We start from the raw sequence: 17,332 nt of genomic DNA on the forward strand, positions 1-17,332 counted from the left end.
ACGCCTCCGAATGACCCGGTGGTCTGGACGATCAGCCTCGGCCGATGGGACGGTCTCCGCCGAAGCTCCACACTCGGCAGGCGGCTCGGCCCCCGCCGAAAGACCAGCCTCGCCCGAAGGCTCAGCCTCGGCCGAAGGGCCAGCCTCCCCCGGCGGCTCAGCCCCTACCGACGACTCAGCCTCGCCCGAAGGAACAACCCCTTCCGAAGGAACAACCTCGTCCGAAGGAACAGCCGCGGCTAGCGGATCAACTCTGGCCGGCGGGTCGGACCTTCGGCGGTCGTACCGTCGGCCGGTCGGAGGTGGGAGGACGGCGCGACGGGGCATCGGGGGCCGGCCGGGCGGAGCGGTCGGCGGAGCGGCGCAGCGGCTCGACGCCGGTGTTCCCACCACGATGGTCTGGAGACGGCACCGGCCTGGGACGGTACCCGGATCGCCGCAGCGGTACCAGGAGCCGGCCCGGTCGGGGAGCGCGGCGGGGCGGCGTCGACTCGGGGGGCTCACCGGAGCTCCTCGGCGGCGGTGGCGAGGCGTCTGGTCCACCACAGTCCGAGGGCGTCGAGGCCGGTCCCGAGTGCCAGACACAGTCCTCCCGGAAGCGTGCCGAACAGGAAGGCGAAGGGCCGAGCGCCGAGCGCGACCGCCATGCCCATGCCGAGCAGGGGCAGCCCGGCGAGCAGCCGCGCGGTCGTGCGGGGACCGGCGAGTTGCATGGCGACCTCCTCCCGGTGGGTCTGCTCGTCGCGGAGCGCCTCGGCCAGCCCCTCGACGACGGAGGCGAGCATGCCGCCGCGGTCGGTCCCGATCCGCCAGCATCCGGCGAGCAGGCGGAGCCCTTCACAGCCGGGCGCGACGGCCGCCCGTTCGAGGGAGGCGGCGACGTCGTCGCCCGACCGGGCGGCGGCCAGGACCGGCTCGAGCCGGGGAATGGACGCGAGTCCCTCGGCCGCACCGGTCAGAGCGGTGCCGGGTGGGCGTCCGGCGGTGAGCTCGGCCGCGATCCCGTCGCACAGCTCGATGACCGCCGCACGCCGCGCCGTGACGCCTCGTCGTCCGCCGGACAGCAGGTCCCGTACGCGGCTCAGCCGGTCGGCGAGGCGAGGCGTCGACGCCCGCCCGGTGGCGTCGTCGACCGACCCGGTCCGCATGATCGAGGTCAACCGCAGCGTGGTCGGCGGGGGCAGGAACAGCGCCCATACGCCTGCGAACACGCAGGCCACGGCCAGCGCGGCGATCACGAGAGCGGTCCTCCGAGCCGAACGGCCAGCGCTGCGGCTCCCGGCCCCTCCCGGATCGCGCCCTCGGGCCCGTAGGACACGGCGGGGACCACCTCCACCAGGCCGTCCGAGCGCCGCTCGAAGACGCAGATCTCGGCCACCCTGCGTCGGCCTCCGGGTGCCTCGCGGACGAGGTGCACGACCACGTCGAGGGCCGCGGCCAGCTGGCTGTGGACGGCCCCCCGGCTCAGTCCGGCCGCACACGCGAGGGCCTCCAGACGGGCGGGCACGTCGGCGGGTGCGTTGGCGTGCAGGGTGGCACAGCCGCCCTCGTGTCCGGTGTTGAGCGCGGCCAGCAGGTCCACGACCTCGCGGCCGCGTACCTCGCCGACCACCAGGCGATCCGGCCGCATCCGGAGCGCCTGGCGAACGAGGTCGTGCAGGGTCACGCCGCCCATGCCCTCGATGTTCGGCGGGCGGGTCTCCAGGCCGATGACGTGTGGATGCGCGGGTCTGAGCTCGGCCGAGTCCTCGACGAGAAGGATGCGCTCGCCCGGGTCGGCCAGCGACAACAACGCCGAGAGCACGGTGGTCTTGCCCGTCCCGGTGCCTCCGGTGACGAGGAAGGCCAGGCGTGTGGCGACCAGGGCGTCCAGCAGGTCCGCTCCCTCCGGGGGCACGGCGCCGGCCGCGACCAGCTCGTCGAGCGTGAAGGCCCGGCGTCTCGGCAGGCGCAGCGACAGGGCGGTGCCTCCGGAAGCGATCGGCGGCAGGACCGCGTGCAGCCGGGCACCTCCTGGGAGCCGCGCGTCGGCGTAGGGCGCGGTGTCGTCGAGCCGGCGCCCGGCCGCGGCGGCGAGCCGCTGGGCCAGCCGCCGTACGGCGGACTCGTCCGGGAACCGTACGCGCGTGAGCCGCAGGCCGGCGCCGGTGTCGACCCAGACCTCTCCGGGGCCGTTCACCAGGACGTCGGTGACGCCGGGATCCCGCAGGAGGGGCTCGAGCGGCCCTGCTCCCACCAGGTCGGCCCGGACCTCATCGGCCAGGGACAGCACCTCGGTGTCGCCGAGCACGGGCTCCTCGGCCCGCAGCGCGGCCGCCACCTGGGCCGCGGTCGGGACCGTGCCCGTCCCGACGAGCCGCCCGCGCACCGCTTCGGTGAGGTCGCTCATGGCCGCCTGCCCTCCTGACCGGGTGAGATGATCTCTGCGGAACGACGACTCGGCCGGACGTCTGGGACCGGCTCTGCACCACGATGGCCCGCTGCGAAGCCTCCGAGGTGATCGGTGGCCCTCTTCCCGCCCTGGGCGGACCCCGCCACGGGCCCTGCGAGGGCCGTCGCCGCGGGCCCCGCGAGGGCCCTCGCGACGGACGTCGTGGAGGCGCTCGCGACGGACGCGAGGGACCGCGTGGCGGACCACGCCACGGATTTCACGACGGACGCCGTCATCGCGGTTCTCCGCTCATCGGGCGCATCCGCTGGAGGTCGGTGATGAAGCGACGGCAGAAGCCGTCGAGCGCCCCGCTCCGGCCGGGACGGTGACCGCGCTCGATCGCGGCGGCCAGACGCCGGTCGGTGGCGACGACACCTGCCAGCGGAAGGCGAAGCGACTCCGCGATGACCGCCGGTTTGAGGCCGCCGGGGGCCGGGCCGCGTACGACGACCCGCAGGTCGCGGGCGTAGCTGCGGACCAGGTCGGCGACGCGGTCCGCCGCCACGGTGGCGCGCACCTCGGCGGGGACGACGAGCAACGTGGTGTCGGCGGCCGCCAGCACCTCGGCACCGGCGTCGGCCGGCTGACGGGGCAGATCGGCCACGACGAGGTCGTAGCCGCGGACGGCCGCGTCGAGCACCGACCGCATCGTCTCCGCCGAGACGGGCTCGGCCGCCCCGCGGTGCCACGACAGCACGGCGAGACCGTCCCGCACCGGCAGCGAGTCGTGGAGCACGGCGGTGCTGAGCCGCCCGTGCCGGTCCGCGTAGTCGGACCACCTGGCCCCGGGCGTCCCCTCCGCGCCCAGGACCAGGTCGATCCCCCCGCCGAGCGGGTCGCCGTCGAGCAGGAGCGTGCGCAGCCGGTGCCGGGCGGCGACGCCGGCCAGCACCGCTGCCAGGACGCTCGCGCCCGCGCCGCCGCGCCCTCCCATGACGGCGACCACGGCCGCGCGCCGGCCGGCCGGCTCGGTCGCCGCCGCCATCCGATCGACGAGCCAGGTCTCCCCCTCCGGCAACGCGATCACGTGCTGCGCGCCGACCTCGACGGCGAGGCGGTAGACCTCGTCACCGTCCGGCTCTCCCACGGCGAGGACGACCCCCGGCCGTCGTTCCGGAGACGACCGGGCGAGCTCACCGGCTAAGTCGGCACCGACGACGATCAGCGCGGCGTCGCGCCAGGCGGCCCGCGCGCTCGTCGGATCGGTGGCGAGTCGGGTTTCGACATCCGCGGCCGTGGCCAGGCGCAGCAGGTCGTCGATGAGCAGTGAGTCGGCAGAGACGATCAGCACGGTCGCGGACATGGCATCTCCTCGCTTTCGCGAGGTCAACGATGCGCCCCGGCCGGCTCACGCCGAAAGAACCCGGCGCAAGCCTGTGGATAACTCTGCCGGGAGGCCGGGCGCGGGAGTGAACGGCCCCGGACACGAGACGACCCCCGCCGGGGGGGGAGAGCGGGGGTCGCCGGACGGTCCGGCTCCGGGGGGGTAGAGCCGGTCCCGTTTCCCGGAAGGGTCTCGAAGGCCAAGCCAAGGCCGGGCGTTCGTCACCGCACCGTAAACCCGGCTCCCCCAGTGTATGCAGGTTCAACATAAACGCGCCCGATCACTCGGAGTTCCGTCGAGTGGCGACCATTTCGTGATCATTGGTCGACCACCCAGAACGGGAGTATTCGGGCGTCCGCCACTCGGGGGGTGCGGCGAGAACGCCTGTCCTAAGTGGCTGCAGCGTAGCGGAAGGAAGCGTGATCGTTCTGCTCTCGGCCATGGTTGATTGATTCAGAGGTAGATCACGCTCTGTGATCACACGGCCGAGAAGCCCGACGATCGCCATCGTCCCGGCACCGCCTTCCGCGAGTCGATCATGCACGCGGGCGCGTCACCGCTCGACCGGAAGAAGATCCTTCCTTTGACGTTCGTTAACCTCGCCAAGGGGCTTGCCATCTGGGCCGATTCGGCGTAGACAGAATGCACGGACCAAGTGTCCGAGCACGGCAGCCGGGCACCCACGCGCGACCAGCCGCGGGAGGCGCGTCGAGACGGGCTTGACCCGATCCGACGATTTTGAGGTGCACGCTTGGTAACCCGGTGTGACGTGTCGGCGACGGCGTTCCTCCGGGAGCGCCGTTCGCTTTGTCGCAGGCCGCTACCTGTTATGGGCCGACCGATATCAAGATTGATGAAATGATCTTCTGGCGTTCGACGCCGCACCCAGGACCTCAAGATCGGCTCGTACGCGACATGACACCACGCCTCGACGGCGGCTCCGCAAGGCGGACAAAGCGCACATCTACGGCGATTCTATGGATTAAGGGTGCCATTCTCGCGGATCGCTCACGGTGAACAACCGTGCTGCGGGCCGGCCCGGACGGCCCATGCCGCCGCCCGGATGCCGACACCCGGTGCCCGCTCCCCCAACCCGGACGCCCGGCGCTCGCTCCCCCAACCCGGACGAGCCGGCCGCCCGGCACCGGCCGGCCCGCCGTACGGACGGTGGGGCGGCGCGACGCCGGCCGCTCGCGCCGGCGGCAGGAGGATCAGCCGCGCTGGAACGCCTCGCAGACGGCGAGTGTCTCGCGGGCGCCGAGTTCGATGGCCTCGGCGCAGTGGCGCACCCATCGGGCCACGCCCTCGGGCGTGCCGGTCGCGTAGCCGCGCAGCGCGTCGCCGTACTCCGCCCGCAGTTCGAGATGCCCGACCTCCGGGGCGGTCAGCGACTTCGGATCGAGGCCACGGTCGACGAGGGTCAGCCGTGCCGCCGCACGAGCCACGATGCCGTCGCCCCACCCGAACGGCCGCAGGGCGAGCAGTTCCCCCTGGGCGATGGCCGCCACGACCATCGCCGGCGCCTTCGTCGGAGCGGTCAGCAGATCGCTGAGCACGTCGAGCCGCGTGGCGACGTCCGCCGGCGGCGGAGGGGCGCCGAGGCCGAGCGGGTCGGCCGCCTCGTCGCCCGGACGCGGCCGACCGAGCGCGTCGGGGTCGACGGCGTCCGCGGCCGCCAGCGTGTGGAGCCGGGCGAGCGCCTGCCGCGGCGCCCTGTGCCAGGTGTCCGCCAGCGCGCCGAGCTCGGCGGACACGCGCAGCGTCCCCTGCACGACCGGGTCGTTCGACAGGCCGCCGCGTACCTCCTCCAGAGGAATCGCGACGCCCTCCAGGGCCGCCGACGCGCGGGCGCCCCGCAGCGCGGACTCGGCGGAGACCTCGGCGCTGCGCCGTCGCAGGATCCGGTGACCGAGCAGCCGGTCGACGGCCTCCCGCGCCCGGTCGACCGCCTCGGGAACTTCGGGCAGGCCTGCGACGTTGGCAAATGGGTCGCTCATCGAACGCGCGGCGTCCGGTCACCGTCCCGGCGGCGGGCCGGTCCGGGGACGCCGCTTCCTCCTTGGATGTCGTGGCCGAACGGGGCACGGCGCGGGCGGATGCGGGCGCGGATCCCCGTCGCGGGACGAGGACGGCGCCACCGCATGACCCTACGCGGCGTGCGCCCCTTGTAACGACACATGCGAAGCTGCTGAAGTTGGCTTGGACCGTCCTGACCTCCCGACCCCGAAGGAGCGCGCCGTGACGCAGGAAACCCCACACGAGACCCTCTCCAACCTCCTCCAGGAGAGTCGGCGGTTCGCTCCCCCGGAAAACCTCGCCGCAGCGGCCAACGTCACCTCCGCGGCGTACGACGAGGCGGCGGCCGACCGGCTGGCGTTCTGGGAGAAACAGGCCCGGCGCCTGCACTGGAACGCCGAGTGGGACACCGTCCTCGACTGGTCGAACCCGCCGTTCGCCAAGTGGTTCGTCGGCGGAAAGCTGAACGCCGCGTACAACTGCGTCGACCGGCACGTCGAGGCCGGTAACGGCGACCGGGTGGCGTACCACTGGGAGGGCGAGCCCGGCGACACGCGCACGATCACGTACGCCGACCTGAAGCGCGAGGTCTCCAAGGCCGCGAACGCCCTCATCGAGCTCGGCGTCCAGAAGGGCGACCGCGTCGCGATCTACATGCCGATGATCCCCGAGACGGTGTTCGCGATGCTGGCCTGCGCCCGCATCGGCGCCCCGCACACGGTGGTCTTCGGCGGGTTCTCGGCGGACGCGCTCCGCGGGCGCATCGAGGACTGCGACGCGCACGTCGTCATCACCGCGGACGGCGGCTACCGCCGCGGCGCGCCGAGCGCGCTCAAGCCGAACGTCGACGAGGCCATCGAGGGCATCGACCACGTGCGCAACGTGCTCGTCGTGCGCCGTACCGGCCAGGACGTCGCCTGGACCGACGGCCGCGACATCTGGTGGCACGACCTCGTCGACCGGCAGAGCGAGGAGCACGAGGCGGAGCCGCACGACGCGGAGCACCCGCTGTACGTGATGTACACCTCGGGCACGACGGCCAAGCCCAAGGGCATCCTGCACACCACCGGCGGCTACCTGACGCAGGTGTCCTGGACGCACCACGCGGTGTTCGACCTCAAGCCGGAGACCGACGTCTTCTGGACCGCGGCCGACATCGGCTGGGTGACCGGCCACTCGTACATCGTGTACGGGCCGCTGTCCAACGGCGCGACGAGCGTCATGTACGAGGGCACGCCCGACACCCCGCACAAGGGCCGCTGGTGGGAGACCGTCGCCAAGTACAAGGTCTCGATCCTGTACTGCGCGCCGACCGCGATCCGGACGTTCATGAAGTGGGGCGAGGACATCCCCGCCCAGCACGACCTGTCGTCGCTGCGGCTGCTGGGCTCGGTCGGTGAGCCGATCAACCCGGAGGCGTACGTCTGGTACCGCAAGAACATCGGCGCCGACCGCACGCCGGTGGTCGACACCTGGTGGCAGACCGAGACCGGCTCCATCATGATCAGCCCGCTGCCGGGCGTCACGCACGGCAAGCCCGGCGCGGCGATGCGGCCGCTGCCCGGCATCGAGGCCGACGTGGTCGACGACCAGGGCACGCCGGTGCCGAACGGCGGCGGCGGCTTCCTCGTCGTCAAGGAGCCGTGGCCGTCGATGCTGCGCACGATCTGGGGCGACGACGAGCGGTTCATCAAGACCTACTGGTCACGCTTCGACGGGCTGTACTTCGCGGGCGACGGCGCGAAGAAGGACGACGACGGCGACTTCTGGCTGCTCGGCCGGGTCGACGACGTCATGCTGGTCTCCGGTCACAACATCTCGACCACGGAGGTCGAGTCGGCGCTCGTGTCGAACCCCAAGGTCGCCGAGGCCGCCGTGGTCGGCTCCACCGACCCGGTCACCGGGCAGGCCATCGTCGCGTTCGTCATCCTGCGCGGTGAGGTGGCCGACGACGGCGAGAAACTCGTCGCCGAGTTGCGCGACCACGTCGCCAAGCACCTCGGCCCGATCGCCAAGCCCCGGCAGATCATGATCGTGCCGGAGCTGCCGAAGACCCGGTCCGGGAAGATCATGCGGCGGCTGCTGCGCGACGTGGCGGAGAACCGCTCGCTCGGTGACGTCACCACGCTGACGGACAGCACGGTGATGGACCTCATCAAGGACAAGATGCCCGCCTCGTCCGGCGACGAGTGACGACGGCGAACAGGTGAGCGCGGCCCCACGGGGCCGCGCTCGTTCCGTCACGGCCGATGACGGCCTTCCGTCACGGCCGATGACGGCCTTCCGTCACGGCCGATGACGGCCTTCCGTCACGACCCGGCCGAGCCTCCGGTCACGGCCGATGACGGCCTCGTGGCGATACCGGCCCGCCGCCGGAGGTGACGGAACCCGCCACCGGTAACCTCGGACAGTCGCGTGCCGATAAGCCGTTCTTTCGCCGGGACTTCGCCGGTTCACTCCTCATCGGCGATTCGGCCTATTCGGATCCCGTGTGATCCGGGAGAGTGGCGACCGGTACTGAGAGGAGAAACATGACCGAGGTACGGCCGAACGGCCAGTATGACGACAAATCACTCGGCGAGCTGGTCGCCATCGCCACCGGCAGCGTCTCCCGTCTCGTGAAGTCGGAGCTGGAGCTGGCCAAGCTCGAGCTGAAGAGCGACGCCAAGAAGGCCGCCCTCGGTAGCACCCTGTTCGCCGTCGCCGGTGTGATCGGCGGCGTCGTCGTCATCCTGCTCTCGATCGCGCTCGCGTACGGCCTGGTCGCGCTCGGCATCTGGAACTGGGCCGCGTTCCTCATCGTCGCCGGGCTCTACGTCCTGCTGGCGGCCGTGCTGATCCTCATCGGCCTGTGGCGGATGAAGAAGATGAGCGGCGCCGCGCGGTCCCGGCAGTCCGTCAAGGAGGACTTCGCCATGCTCCGCCGGGGCGGCGACTCCGAGGAGAAGCCCGCCCTGACGGAGTGACCCGCACCGGCCGGCGCTCGCCGAGGGCCGATGGAGGAGACCGTACGTGACCGACGAGTCCGTCGTTCAGATCGACGGCCCCTGGCGGCATCGGTCGGTGAGCGCGGGCGGTACGCGCTTCCACGTCGTCGAGGCCGGCGAGGGGCCGCTCGTGCTGCTGCTGCACGGGTTCCCGCAGTTCTGGTGGTCCTGGCACCGCCAGCTGACGTCACTGGCCGAGGCCGGGTTCCGGGCGGCGGCCGTCGACCTGCGCGGATACGGCGGCAGCGACAAGCCGCCGCGCGGGTACGACCTGATCACGCTGGCCCGGGACGCCGCCGGGCTGATCCGCGCACTCGGCGAGGCGAACGCGGCCGTGGTCGGCCACGACTGGGGCGGCCTGCTCGCCTGGACGATGGGCGTCTACCAGCCCCGCGTCGTCCAGCGGCTCGTCGCCGTCTCGGCGCCCCACCCGCTGCGCATCCGTACCGCGATGGCGACGGACCTGCGCGGTCAGGCCTGGGCGGCCCGGCACACGTTCGGCTTCCAGCTGCCGATGGGGCCGGAGCGCCTCCTCGTACGGGACGACGCCGCCCAGGTGGGCCGGGTGCTGCACGAATGGTCGGCGCCGGGCTGGCCCGACTCCGGCAGCGAGCGGCTGTACCGCTCGGCCTTCCAGATCCCCGGCGTCGCGCACTGCGCCCTTGAGTACCACCGCTGGGCGGTGCGGTCGGTCCTCCGCCCGGACGGCCTGCGGTACGCCCGCCGGATGCGTACGCCCATCCGCGTCCCCACCCTCCAGCTGCACGGCGCACTGGACCGCTACGTACTGCCCCGCAGCGCCCAAGGCTCGGGCCGGTTCGTCGACGCGCCGTACCGGTGGCGGCTGATCGAAGGGGTCGGGCATTTCCCGCAGGAGGAACGCCCGGGCGCCTTCGACGCCGAACTCCTCTCGTGGCTCGCCGAGCCCCGGAGCGGACAATGGGACCATGCGCGATCGAGATGAGGCGGGACGGGCACGCAACGCGCGGCCCCGGGACGCGTACGGCCGGCCGCTGCCGCACGGCGCGGCCGGGGAGGAACGCGTCCCGGACGACTACGCGGCCGCGCCCGCCGAGGCGCTGGCCGAGGCACAGCGGCTGCTCGACGCGGACCGGCCCTTTCACGCCCACGAGGTGCTGGAGGCGGCCTGGAAGGCCGCTCCGGAGGCCGAGCGCGCCCTGTGGCAGGGACTGGCGCAGCTCGCGGTCGGATTCACGCACGTACGGCGCGGGAACCCGCGAGGGGCCTGTACGCTGCTGCGCCGCGCCGCCGACCGCATCGCCTCGTACGCGGATGCCCCCGCGCCGCACGGCATCGCGGTGGCCGACCTGGCGGCCGCGGCCCGCGAGCTCGCCGACCGCATCGAGCGCGACGGCCTGGACGCGGTCGCGGACGCGGACCTGACCCCCCGCCTCTCCGCCCGGCGAGCCTGACGCCCCGCCCCTCCACCGGGCGCACTGACGCCCCGCCTCCGCCCGGCGCACTGACGAACCGCCCCCCGGCGAACCTGACGCCCCGTCCGTACGGCGGGCCTACTCCGAGCAGGACTGGGTGGAGACGCTGCCGCTCGCGTTGATGCCCGCCTCGGCGTCCGGCGCGACCTCGTGGGCGGTGAGGGCGTAGCCGGTCTCCTTGTTGTCCACGGCTGCGGCGAAGACGACGCCGTACACCTTGCCGGACGAGGACAGGAGCGGGCCGCCGGAGTTGCCCTGCTCGACCAGCGCGCGGATCGCGTAGATCTCGCGGGTGACCTGGCCCGAGTGGTAGATGTCGGCGCCCTTGGCCTTCTGCTTGGCGCGGATCCGGGCCGCCCGGGCGGTGAACGGGTGGTTCTTCGGGAATCCGGCCACGACGGCGTCGTCACGGCTCTGGGCGCCCTCGTCGAACTTCAGGGACGGCAGGTTCAGGCCGGGGACGTCGAGGACGGCGATGTCGCGCTTGTCGTCGTACAGGACGACTCTGGCGTGGTAGTTGCCCTCACCCATCGTGTACACGGTCGGGCCGGAGTCGACGCCCGCGACGACGTGCGCGTTGGTCATGACGCGGCCGGGCGCGTACACGAATCCGGTGCCCTCGATCCGGCGCTGGCAGCTGTGCGCGGTCCCCATGACCTTCACGATGCTCTTGCGGGCGGAGACCAGGGCGGGGGTGTTGAGGATCCTGGTGTCCGGGGGCGGCACCTCGGCGATGGGCTCGCCGCCGAGCCCGCCGAACACCTGCGGGAACTCCGTCTTCGACACGAAGCCGCGGAAGGAGGAGAACCAGGTGTTCGCCTGCTGCGGCATGAAGGCGTCGACGCCGTGCAGGACCTGGGAGTTCTTGACCTGGATGCGCAGCCAGACGATCGGCGAGGTCACCAGGGCGCTGCCGATGAACCATGCGACGACGAGCAGCGCGACGCTGCTGACGCACGCGCCGCCGACGGCGTCGACGCTGCGGGCCGACTCCCAGGTCACGCGGCTGCGCAGTGCGGAGCCGACGGAGGAGGCGATGAGCTGCCCGAGCGTCGCGGCCAGGAAGGCGATGACGACGGCGAGCAGCGCCTGTTGCGCCGCTCCGCTGACGACCGCCTTCACCAGCGGTGGGGCGATCAGCATGCCGAGGACGACACCGCCGACGAAGCCGACGAAGCTGAGTACGCCCACGATGAAGCCCTGCCGGTACCCCGAGATGGCGAACAGCACGACGAGCACCAGCAGGATGAGGTCAAGTACGTGATCGCCCAGCACCGGTCAACCGTATAGCGCAAACGTGTCCGAGGACGTCCCCTCCCCGGACCAGATCCGGTACGGAAGGGTACGAACCAAGGACTACTCGCCCCGCGCGAGGTAGATGGCCTCGTCGGGAAGGTCCTCGATCCGGGTGGTGTCCCAGGGGCGATCCCAGCCGCCCGCCTCGAGTACCGCGTGCAGGAGCCCGCCGGTGAATCCCCACACGAGCATCCCGCGGACGCGGAAGGCGGGGCCGAGGTGCCCGGACGGCGCGCGGACGCGGAGCCGGTTGGCCGGGTCCGTGAGTTCGGACAGCGGAACGCGCGCGACCGAGGCGACCTCGCCGGGGTCGGTCGCGTCCACCGCCGACGGCTCCCGCCACCAGCCGACGACCGGGGTGACGCGGTACCCGCTGTGCGCGATGTACATCTCCGGCATGGTGGCCAGGACGCTCACGCCGGAGGGGTCGACGCCGGTCTCCTCGGCCGCCTCGCGCAGGGCCGCGCCCACGGGACCGTCATCGTCGGGGTCGATGCCGCCGCCGGGGAACGCCGGCTGCCCGGCGTGCTTGCGGAGCGTGTCCGCGCGCTGGAGCAGCAGGAGGTCGGGGCCGTCGGGCCCCTCACCGAACAGGATGAGCACCGCGGCGGCGCGGGCGCCGTTCGCGGGGGGACGAAGAGGCGCGGGGACCGGCATCCGGGGGGCCTTGGCCGCGAACCCGCGCAACCACCCCGGGCAGTCCGTGGCAGAGTCGAGCGTCATCATTGAAGGTTCAACCGAGTCGGGCCCTTGATCCTTCCCTGTCACGAGAGCCGATTCTCCCCTGTCACGAGAGGCGGTTCCTCCCGGTCACGAGAACGGACCGGGCTTGACCAGCTTGCGCGCGGTCTCCTCGTCCGTCGGGCCCTCACCGTACGACGGGCAGAGCCGGGCGAGCGGGCAGGCGCCGCAGGCCGGGCGCCGCGCGTGGCAGATGCGCCGGCCGTGCCAGATCAGCCGGTGGGACAGGATCGTCCAGTCCTTGCGCGGGATCAGCTCGCCGACCTCGTACTCGATCTTCACAGGGTCGGTCTCGGTGGTCCAGCCGAACCGCCTGCTCAGCCGCTGGAAGTGGGTGTCGACCGTGATGCCCGGCACGTCGAAGGCGTTGCCGAGCACGACGTTGGCGGTCTTGCGCCCCACGCCGGGCAGCGTCACGAGCTCCTCGAGGGTGCGCGGCACCTCGCCGCCGAACCGCTCGCACAGCTCCTGGCCGAGCTTGAGCAGACTGTTGGTCTTGGCCCGGAAGAAGCCCGTCGACTGGATGATCTTCTCGACCTCCTCGCGGTCCGCCGCGGCGAGGTCGGCGGCGGTCGGGAAGCGCGCGAAGAGGTCCGGGGTGACCATGTTGACTCGCTTGTCCGTCGTCTGCGCGGACAAGATCGTCGCAACCAGGAGCTGGAACGGATCGACGAAATCAAGCTCACAGTGCGCATCCGGGTAAACTTCCGCCAGCTCTCGATTGATCCGGCGAGCCCGGCGTACGAGGGCGAGACGCGACTCCGGTTTGCTTGGCACGAACGCAAGGGTAACTGGGGGGTCGCCCAAAACTCATCCTGCGATGTGCGTCACACTGTGGTGGTACGTCAGCAAGGAGGAAACGTGAACGACCGCGACGTGGAGGTTCTCGGACGGGCTCCACTGTTCGAAGCACTCGACGAGGAAGGGGCGAAGGCGCTCCGCGCCATCGTGTCAGAGGTTCACCTCTCACGCGGTCAGACGCTGTTCTCCGAGGACCAGGAGGGTGACCGGCTCTACGTCGTCCTCGACGGCAAGATCAAGCTCACCCGGACGGCGCCCGACGGCCGGGAGAACCTCTTGAGCGTGCTCGGCCCCAGCGAGATGTTCGGCGAGTTGTCCCTGTTCGACCCCAGGCCGCGTACGGCCAGCGCCATCGCCGTGACCGAGTCGCGGCTGGCCGGGGTGGGGCACAACGATCTGTGGCCGTTCCTCAAGGGCCACCCGGAGATCAGCATTCACCTGCTGCGCGCGCTCGCCCAGCGCCTGCGCCGGACCAACGAGAACATGGCCGACCTCGTCTTCACGGACGTGCCCGGCCGGGTCGCCAAGGCCCTTCTCGACCTGGCCGAGCGGTTCGGCCAGCCGAGCGAGAGCGGCCTGCACGTTCACCACGACCTGACACAGGAGGAGCTCGCCCAGCTCGTCGGCGCGTCGCGGGAGACGGTGAACAAGGCCCTCGCCGACTTCGCCCAGCGGGGCTGGCTGCGCATCGAGGCCCGCGCCGTGCAGGTCCTCGACATCGAGCGCCTCCGCAAGCGCTCCCGTTAACCGCCTCTGAGGTAGTCGAGCTGGGCCTGCACGGCCCACTCGGCGGCCGGCCACAGCGACCGGTCGACGTCGGCGTACACGCGTTCCACGACGTCCCGGGCGGTGCGCGCGCCGGCCGTGAGGGCGTCCTCGACCTGCTGGAGGCGTTCGCGCCGGTGGGCGATGTAGTGGTCGAGGGCGCCGACGGGGTCGTCGAGCCGCGGGCCGTGGCCGGGCAGGATCACGTCGGCCCCCTCGGCCATCGCCCGCAGCCGGTCCAGCGAGGCGAGGTAGTCCCCGAGGCGGTCCACCACGGTGCTGCCGTAGCCCAGCACGGTGTCGCCGGTGAGCACGGCACGGTCGACGGGCAGCCAGAAGCACAGCGAGTCGTGCGTGTGGCCCGGCGTCTCCATGACGCGCAGCTCCAGGCCGTCCAGCTCGACGACGTCGCCCTCTCCCAGGCCCTCCTCGCCCAGCCGCAGCGCCGGGTCGAGCGCCCGGACGGGAACGGGCCGGGAGCCGTCGGCGGCCAGTTCGGCGAACCGCCGCGCGCCCTCCGCGTGGTCCGGATGGCCGTGCGTGAGCAGCACGAGGGCCACGCGCCCCGCCTCGGCGGCGACCCGGCGCAGGTGCTCCTCGTGTTCCGGTCCCGGGTCGACGACGATCGAGCGTTCGGCGCCCGGCTCGCGCAGCACCCAGGTGTTCGTGCCGTCCAGGGTCATCGGGGAGGGGTTCGGCGCCAGCACGCACCGGGCCCGCTCGGTGCGCATGCCGTCGATGCCGCTCACGGCCGGACCCCGGCGACACGACCGTCGATGCCGCTCACGGCCGGACCCCGGCGACACCACCGTCGATGACGCTTCCCGGCCGGACCCCGGCGACACCACCGTCGATGACGCTTCCCGGCCGGACCCCGGCGACACCACCGTCGATGACGCTTCCCGGCCGGACCCCGGCGACACCACCGTCGATGACGCTTCCCGGCCGGACTCCGGCGACACGGCTGTGTACGGCGCTCACGGGCGGGCTCCGGGGACGTGGCCGTCGAGCTCGGGCGGCATGAAGAGGTAGACGCCGTCGCCGGTCACGCGCGCCTCGGGCAGCCGGGGCCGTACGACGCGTTCGGCGGCGAGCACCGCGGCGACCGAGTCGTACGCCGCGAGCTCGGTGAGCGTGACCATGGTCGGCGGCAGCAGCGCCATCGCGCCGCGCCGGGCGGCGTCGACCGCCTCCCGGGGGCGTACCCAGGTCACGCGGTCGGACTCGGTGCTCACGTCCTGGGTGCGCTGCCCGGCGGGCAGCGCCGCGACGAAGAACCGCGTGTCGTACCGGCGTTCCTCGATGACGGGCGTGATCCAGTGCGCCCAGGGGCGCAGCAGGTCACCGCGCAGGACGAGGCCGCGCCTGTCGAGCAGCGCGGCCAGGGACTGCGATCGGCCCAGCAGCGCCTGCCGGTCGGCCTCCCAGTCGTCCCCGGCGAGGTCCGCCACGATCGTGTCCGGCGTCGGACCGGCGAGCAGCACGCCCGACTCCTCGAACGTCTCGCGGACCGCCGCGCACACCAGCTCGCGGGCGAGGGTCTCCCCGGCGCCGAACGCCGCGCCCCACTCCGCGGGCGACGGCCCGGCCCAGCCCACCGTACGATCGCCGTCGCGCGCGTCCACCGAACCGCCGGGGAAGACGTACGCTCCCGGCGCGAACGGCATGGACGTCACCCGGCGCAGCATGTAGACCTCGACGCCGCCGCCCGTGGCGTCGCGGAGCAGGACGACCGTCGAGGCGTCCCGCGGCGCGGCCGGCTCCGCCCGGCCCTCCTCGAGGTCGCGGATGCGTTCGGCGAAGTGGTCGGGCAGCCGAAGACCGGGAACGTCCGTCAACGGGGCCTCCTCGTTCACGGTAGGCCGGGACGCCGTCCGGCGGTGACGGGACGGCGTCCCACGAGGGCTTTTCGGCCGAACGTTATTCGATCTCGGCGGTGAGTTCGACCTCGACGGGCGCGTTGCGCGGCAGGACCGCGACGCCGACCGCGCTGCGGGCGTGCCGGCCCGCGTCGCCGAACACCTCGCCGAGCAGGTCGCTCGCCCCGTTGATCACCTGGGGCTGGCCGTAGAAGTCCGGGGCGCTGGCCACGAAGCCGACGACCTTGACGATGCGCCGCACCCGCGACAGCTCGCCGACCTCGGCCTTGAGCGCGGCGATCGCGTTCAGGGCGGCCGTACGGGCCAGCGCGGCGGCCTCCTCCTCGGTGACCTCCGCGCCGACCTTGCCGGTCGCGAGGAGCCTGCCGTCGGCGATCGGCAGCTGGCCCGACGTGTGGACCAGGTTCCCGGTCCGCGCGGTCGGGACGTACGACGCCAGCGGCGCCACGACGTCCGGGATCTCCAGCCCGAGCTCGCGGGCCCTCTCCTCGGGCGTGCTCACTGCTTCTCTCGCTTGAGGTAGGCCACGAGGTTCTCGGGGTTCGGGCCGGGGATGACGGTGACGAGCTCCCACCCGTCCTCGCCCCAGTTATCGAGGATCTGCTTCGTCGCGTGCACGAGCAGTGGAACGGTCGCGTACTCCCACTTCTTCATGGACCGAACCCTATTACCGCGGTGCGGGCGGCTCCTCGTGTCGCGCGGCGATGCCGGGCTGCTCCTTCGCGTGCAGTCCGGGCACGGGCGGCACCTCGTCGGCGGAGTCGATCGACGCCGGCTCGCCGGCCTCGGCCAGCTCCTCCTCGGCCTTGGCGAGGCGCTCGGCCAGGTCGGGCCGGTGAGAACCCTCAGGCGGCGTACGGTCCCCGCCCGCCGCGCGGTCGAAGAAGCGCAGCAGCTCCACGGGGAACGGCATCACGAGCGTGCTGTTCTTCTCGGCGGCGACCTCCACGACCGTCTGCAGCAGCCGCAGCTGGAGGGACGCGGGGTCCTGCGCCATGACCTCGGCCGCGGCGGCCAGCCGCTTGGACGCCTGGAACTCACCGTCGGCGGTGATGATGCGCGCGCGGCGCTCCCGCTCGGCCTCGGCCTGCCGCGCCATCGACCGCTTCATGCCCTCGGGCAGCGAGACGTCCTTGATCTCGACGCGCTCGATCTTGACGCCCCACGGCGCCTCGGTCATGCCGTCCATGATCTGGCGGAGCTCGGCGTTGATCGACTCGCGGTCGGACAGCAGCTGCTGCATGTCGGCCCGGCCGATGACCGAACGCAGTGACGTCTGCGCCACCTGCGAGATGGCCCAGTTGTAGTTCTGCACGTTGACGATCGCCTTCACCGGGTCGATCACCCGGAAGTAGACGACCGCGTCGACGCGGACGCTGACGTTGTCCTGGGTGATGCCCTCCTGCGCGGGGACGCCCATCGCCACCGTCTGCATGTTGACCTTCGTCATCCGGTCGATCATGGGAAAGATCAGCGTCAGGCCCGGCGGCCGGAAGTGCGGCTGGACCTGGCCGAGGCGGAAGACCACGCCGCGTTCGACCTGCTGAACGACCTTGATCGACGACAGGATGATCAGCAAGATCACGAAGCCGATGACGCCTAGGAGCACGAATGCCGCTTCAGCCACGGCGCTCACC

Annotated in this window: 18 protein-coding genes; 5 read left to right on the plus strand and 13 right to left on the minus strand. The window is 72.4% G+C overall.

Annotated features, from left to right (window positions below; all coding sequences use genetic code 11):
- Positions 1-500 precede the first annotated feature (500 nt).
- The 4 genes from NDW01_RS16695 to NDW01_RS16710 form a co-directional block, all read right to left on the minus strand.
- Complete coding sequence (locus tag NDW01_RS16695; RefSeq protein WP_252821555.1) at positions 501-1,238, minus strand: type II secretion system F family protein; 738 nt, start codon at positions 1,236-1,238, stop codon at positions 501-503.
- Positions 1,235-2,389, minus strand: a complete 1,155-nt coding sequence (locus NDW01_RS16700; protein WP_252821558.1) for a TadA family conjugal transfer-associated ATPase — start codon at positions 2,387-2,389, stop codon at positions 1,235-1,237. The genes NDW01_RS16695 and NDW01_RS16700 overlap by 4 nt, the downstream gene beginning before the upstream one ends.
- Before the next feature lie 274 nt (positions 2,390-2,663).
- Entirely contained in the window at positions 2,664-3,734 is a 1,071-nt protein-coding gene (gene ssd / locus NDW01_RS16705) for a septum site-determining protein Ssd (protein ID WP_252821560.1), read from the minus strand.
- Between the two features lie 1,232 nt (positions 3,735-4,966).
- Positions 4,967-5,752: a Fic family protein gene (locus NDW01_RS16710; RefSeq protein WP_252821562.1), complete on the minus strand. Its 786-nt coding sequence runs from the start codon at positions 5,750-5,752 to the stop codon at positions 4,967-4,969.
- 241 nt (positions 5,753-5,993) lie between these two features.
- On the opposite strand from NDW01_RS16710, the gene acs reads away from it, so the two are divergent.
- The 4 genes from acs to NDW01_RS16730 all read left to right on the plus strand — a co-directional run bounded on the left by acs (position 5,994) and on the right by NDW01_RS16730 (position 10,191).
- Positions 5,994-7,964, plus strand: a complete 1,971-nt coding sequence (gene acs, locus NDW01_RS16715; protein WP_252821564.1) for an acetate--CoA ligase — start codon at positions 5,994-5,996, stop codon at positions 7,962-7,964.
- 338 nt (positions 7,965-8,302) lie between these two features.
- Positions 8,303-8,737, plus strand: a complete 435-nt coding sequence (locus NDW01_RS16720) for a phage holin family protein (protein ID WP_252781146.1) — start codon at positions 8,303-8,305, stop codon at positions 8,735-8,737.
- A 46-nt stretch (positions 8,738-8,783) separates the two neighbouring features.
- Complete coding sequence (locus tag NDW01_RS16725; protein ID WP_252821566.1) at positions 8,784-9,722, plus strand: alpha/beta fold hydrolase; 939 nt, start codon at positions 8,784-8,786, stop codon at positions 9,720-9,722.
- Positions 9,706-10,191, plus strand: a complete 486-nt coding sequence (locus NDW01_RS16730) for a DUF309 domain-containing protein (protein WP_252821568.1) — start codon at positions 9,706-9,708, stop codon at positions 10,189-10,191. Before NDW01_RS16725 ends, NDW01_RS16730 begins: the two co-directional genes overlap by 17 nt.
- A 99-nt stretch (positions 10,192-10,290) precedes the next feature.
- Here the strand turns inward: NDW01_RS16730 and NDW01_RS16735 are convergent, their stop codons facing one another.
- The 3 genes from NDW01_RS16735 to nth form a co-directional block, all read right to left on the minus strand.
- Positions 10,291-11,487, minus strand: a complete 1,197-nt coding sequence (locus tag NDW01_RS16735) for a MarP family serine protease (RefSeq protein ID WP_406567727.1) — start codon at positions 11,485-11,487, stop codon at positions 10,291-10,293.
- Between the two features lie 81 nt (positions 11,488-11,568).
- Positions 11,569-12,231, minus strand: coding sequence for an NUDIX hydrolase (locus NDW01_RS16740; RefSeq protein WP_406567728.1), 663 nt, complete (start codon positions 12,229-12,231; stop codon positions 11,569-11,571).
- Positions 12,232-12,318: 87 nt separating this feature from the next.
- The gene (nth, locus tag NDW01_RS16745; RefSeq protein WP_252821570.1) at positions 12,319-13,026 is read right to left on the minus strand and encodes an endonuclease III; all 708 of its coding nucleotides are present in this window, start codon (positions 13,024-13,026) and stop codon (positions 12,319-12,321) included.
- Positions 13,027-13,110: 84 nt separating this feature from the next.
- Between nth and NDW01_RS16750 the strand changes: the two genes are divergently transcribed.
- Entirely contained in the window at positions 13,111-13,797 is a 687-nt protein-coding gene (locus NDW01_RS16750) for a Crp/Fnr family transcriptional regulator (protein ID WP_252781153.1), read from the plus strand.
- On the opposite strand, the gene NDW01_RS16755 is transcribed toward NDW01_RS16750, so the two are convergent.
- The 6 genes from NDW01_RS16755 to NDW01_RS16780 all read right to left on the minus strand — a co-directional run bounded on the left by NDW01_RS16755 (position 13,794) and on the right by NDW01_RS16780 (position 17,322).
- Positions 13,794-14,546 (minus strand): MBL fold metallo-hydrolase, encoded by a 753-nt coding sequence (locus NDW01_RS16755; RefSeq protein WP_252822258.1) that lies wholly within the window; start codon positions 14,544-14,546, stop codon positions 13,794-13,796. The two genes, NDW01_RS16750 and NDW01_RS16755, sit on opposite strands and share 4 nt — an antisense overlap.
- 52 nt (positions 14,547-14,598) lie before the next feature.
- Complete coding sequence (locus tag NDW01_RS16760) at positions 14,599-14,796, minus strand: hypothetical protein (RefSeq protein ID WP_252821572.1); 198 nt, start codon at positions 14,794-14,796, stop codon at positions 14,599-14,601.
- Positions 14,793-15,653 (minus strand): NUDIX hydrolase, encoded by an 861-nt coding sequence (locus tag NDW01_RS16765; RefSeq protein WP_252821574.1) that lies wholly within the window; start codon positions 15,651-15,653, stop codon positions 14,793-14,795. Before NDW01_RS16765 ends, NDW01_RS16760 begins: the two co-directional genes overlap by 4 nt.
- 82 nt (positions 15,654-15,735) lie before the next feature.
- On the minus strand, positions 15,736-16,197 hold the full coding sequence (locus tag NDW01_RS16770; protein ID WP_252821576.1) for a RidA family protein: 462 nt from the start codon (positions 16,195-16,197) through the stop codon (positions 15,736-15,738).
- Positions 16,194-16,349 carry a DUF4177 domain-containing protein gene (locus NDW01_RS16775; protein ID WP_252781158.1) on the minus strand — a complete coding sequence of 52 codons (156 nt, stop codon included), beginning with the start codon at positions 16,347-16,349 and terminating at the stop codon, positions 16,194-16,196. The genes NDW01_RS16770 and NDW01_RS16775 overlap by 4 nt, the downstream gene beginning before the upstream one ends.
- A gap of 13 nt (positions 16,350-16,362) precedes the next feature.
- Positions 16,363-17,322, minus strand: a complete 960-nt coding sequence (locus tag NDW01_RS16780) for a slipin family protein (RefSeq protein ID WP_252781159.1) — start codon at positions 17,320-17,322, stop codon at positions 16,363-16,365.
- Positions 17,323-17,332: the final 10 nt, after the last annotated feature.

It is taken from the genome of Actinoallomurus soli (assembly GCF_024055715.1).
GTDB lineage: Bacteria > Actinomycetota > Actinomycetes > Streptosporangiales > Streptosporangiaceae > Actinoallomurus > Actinoallomurus soli.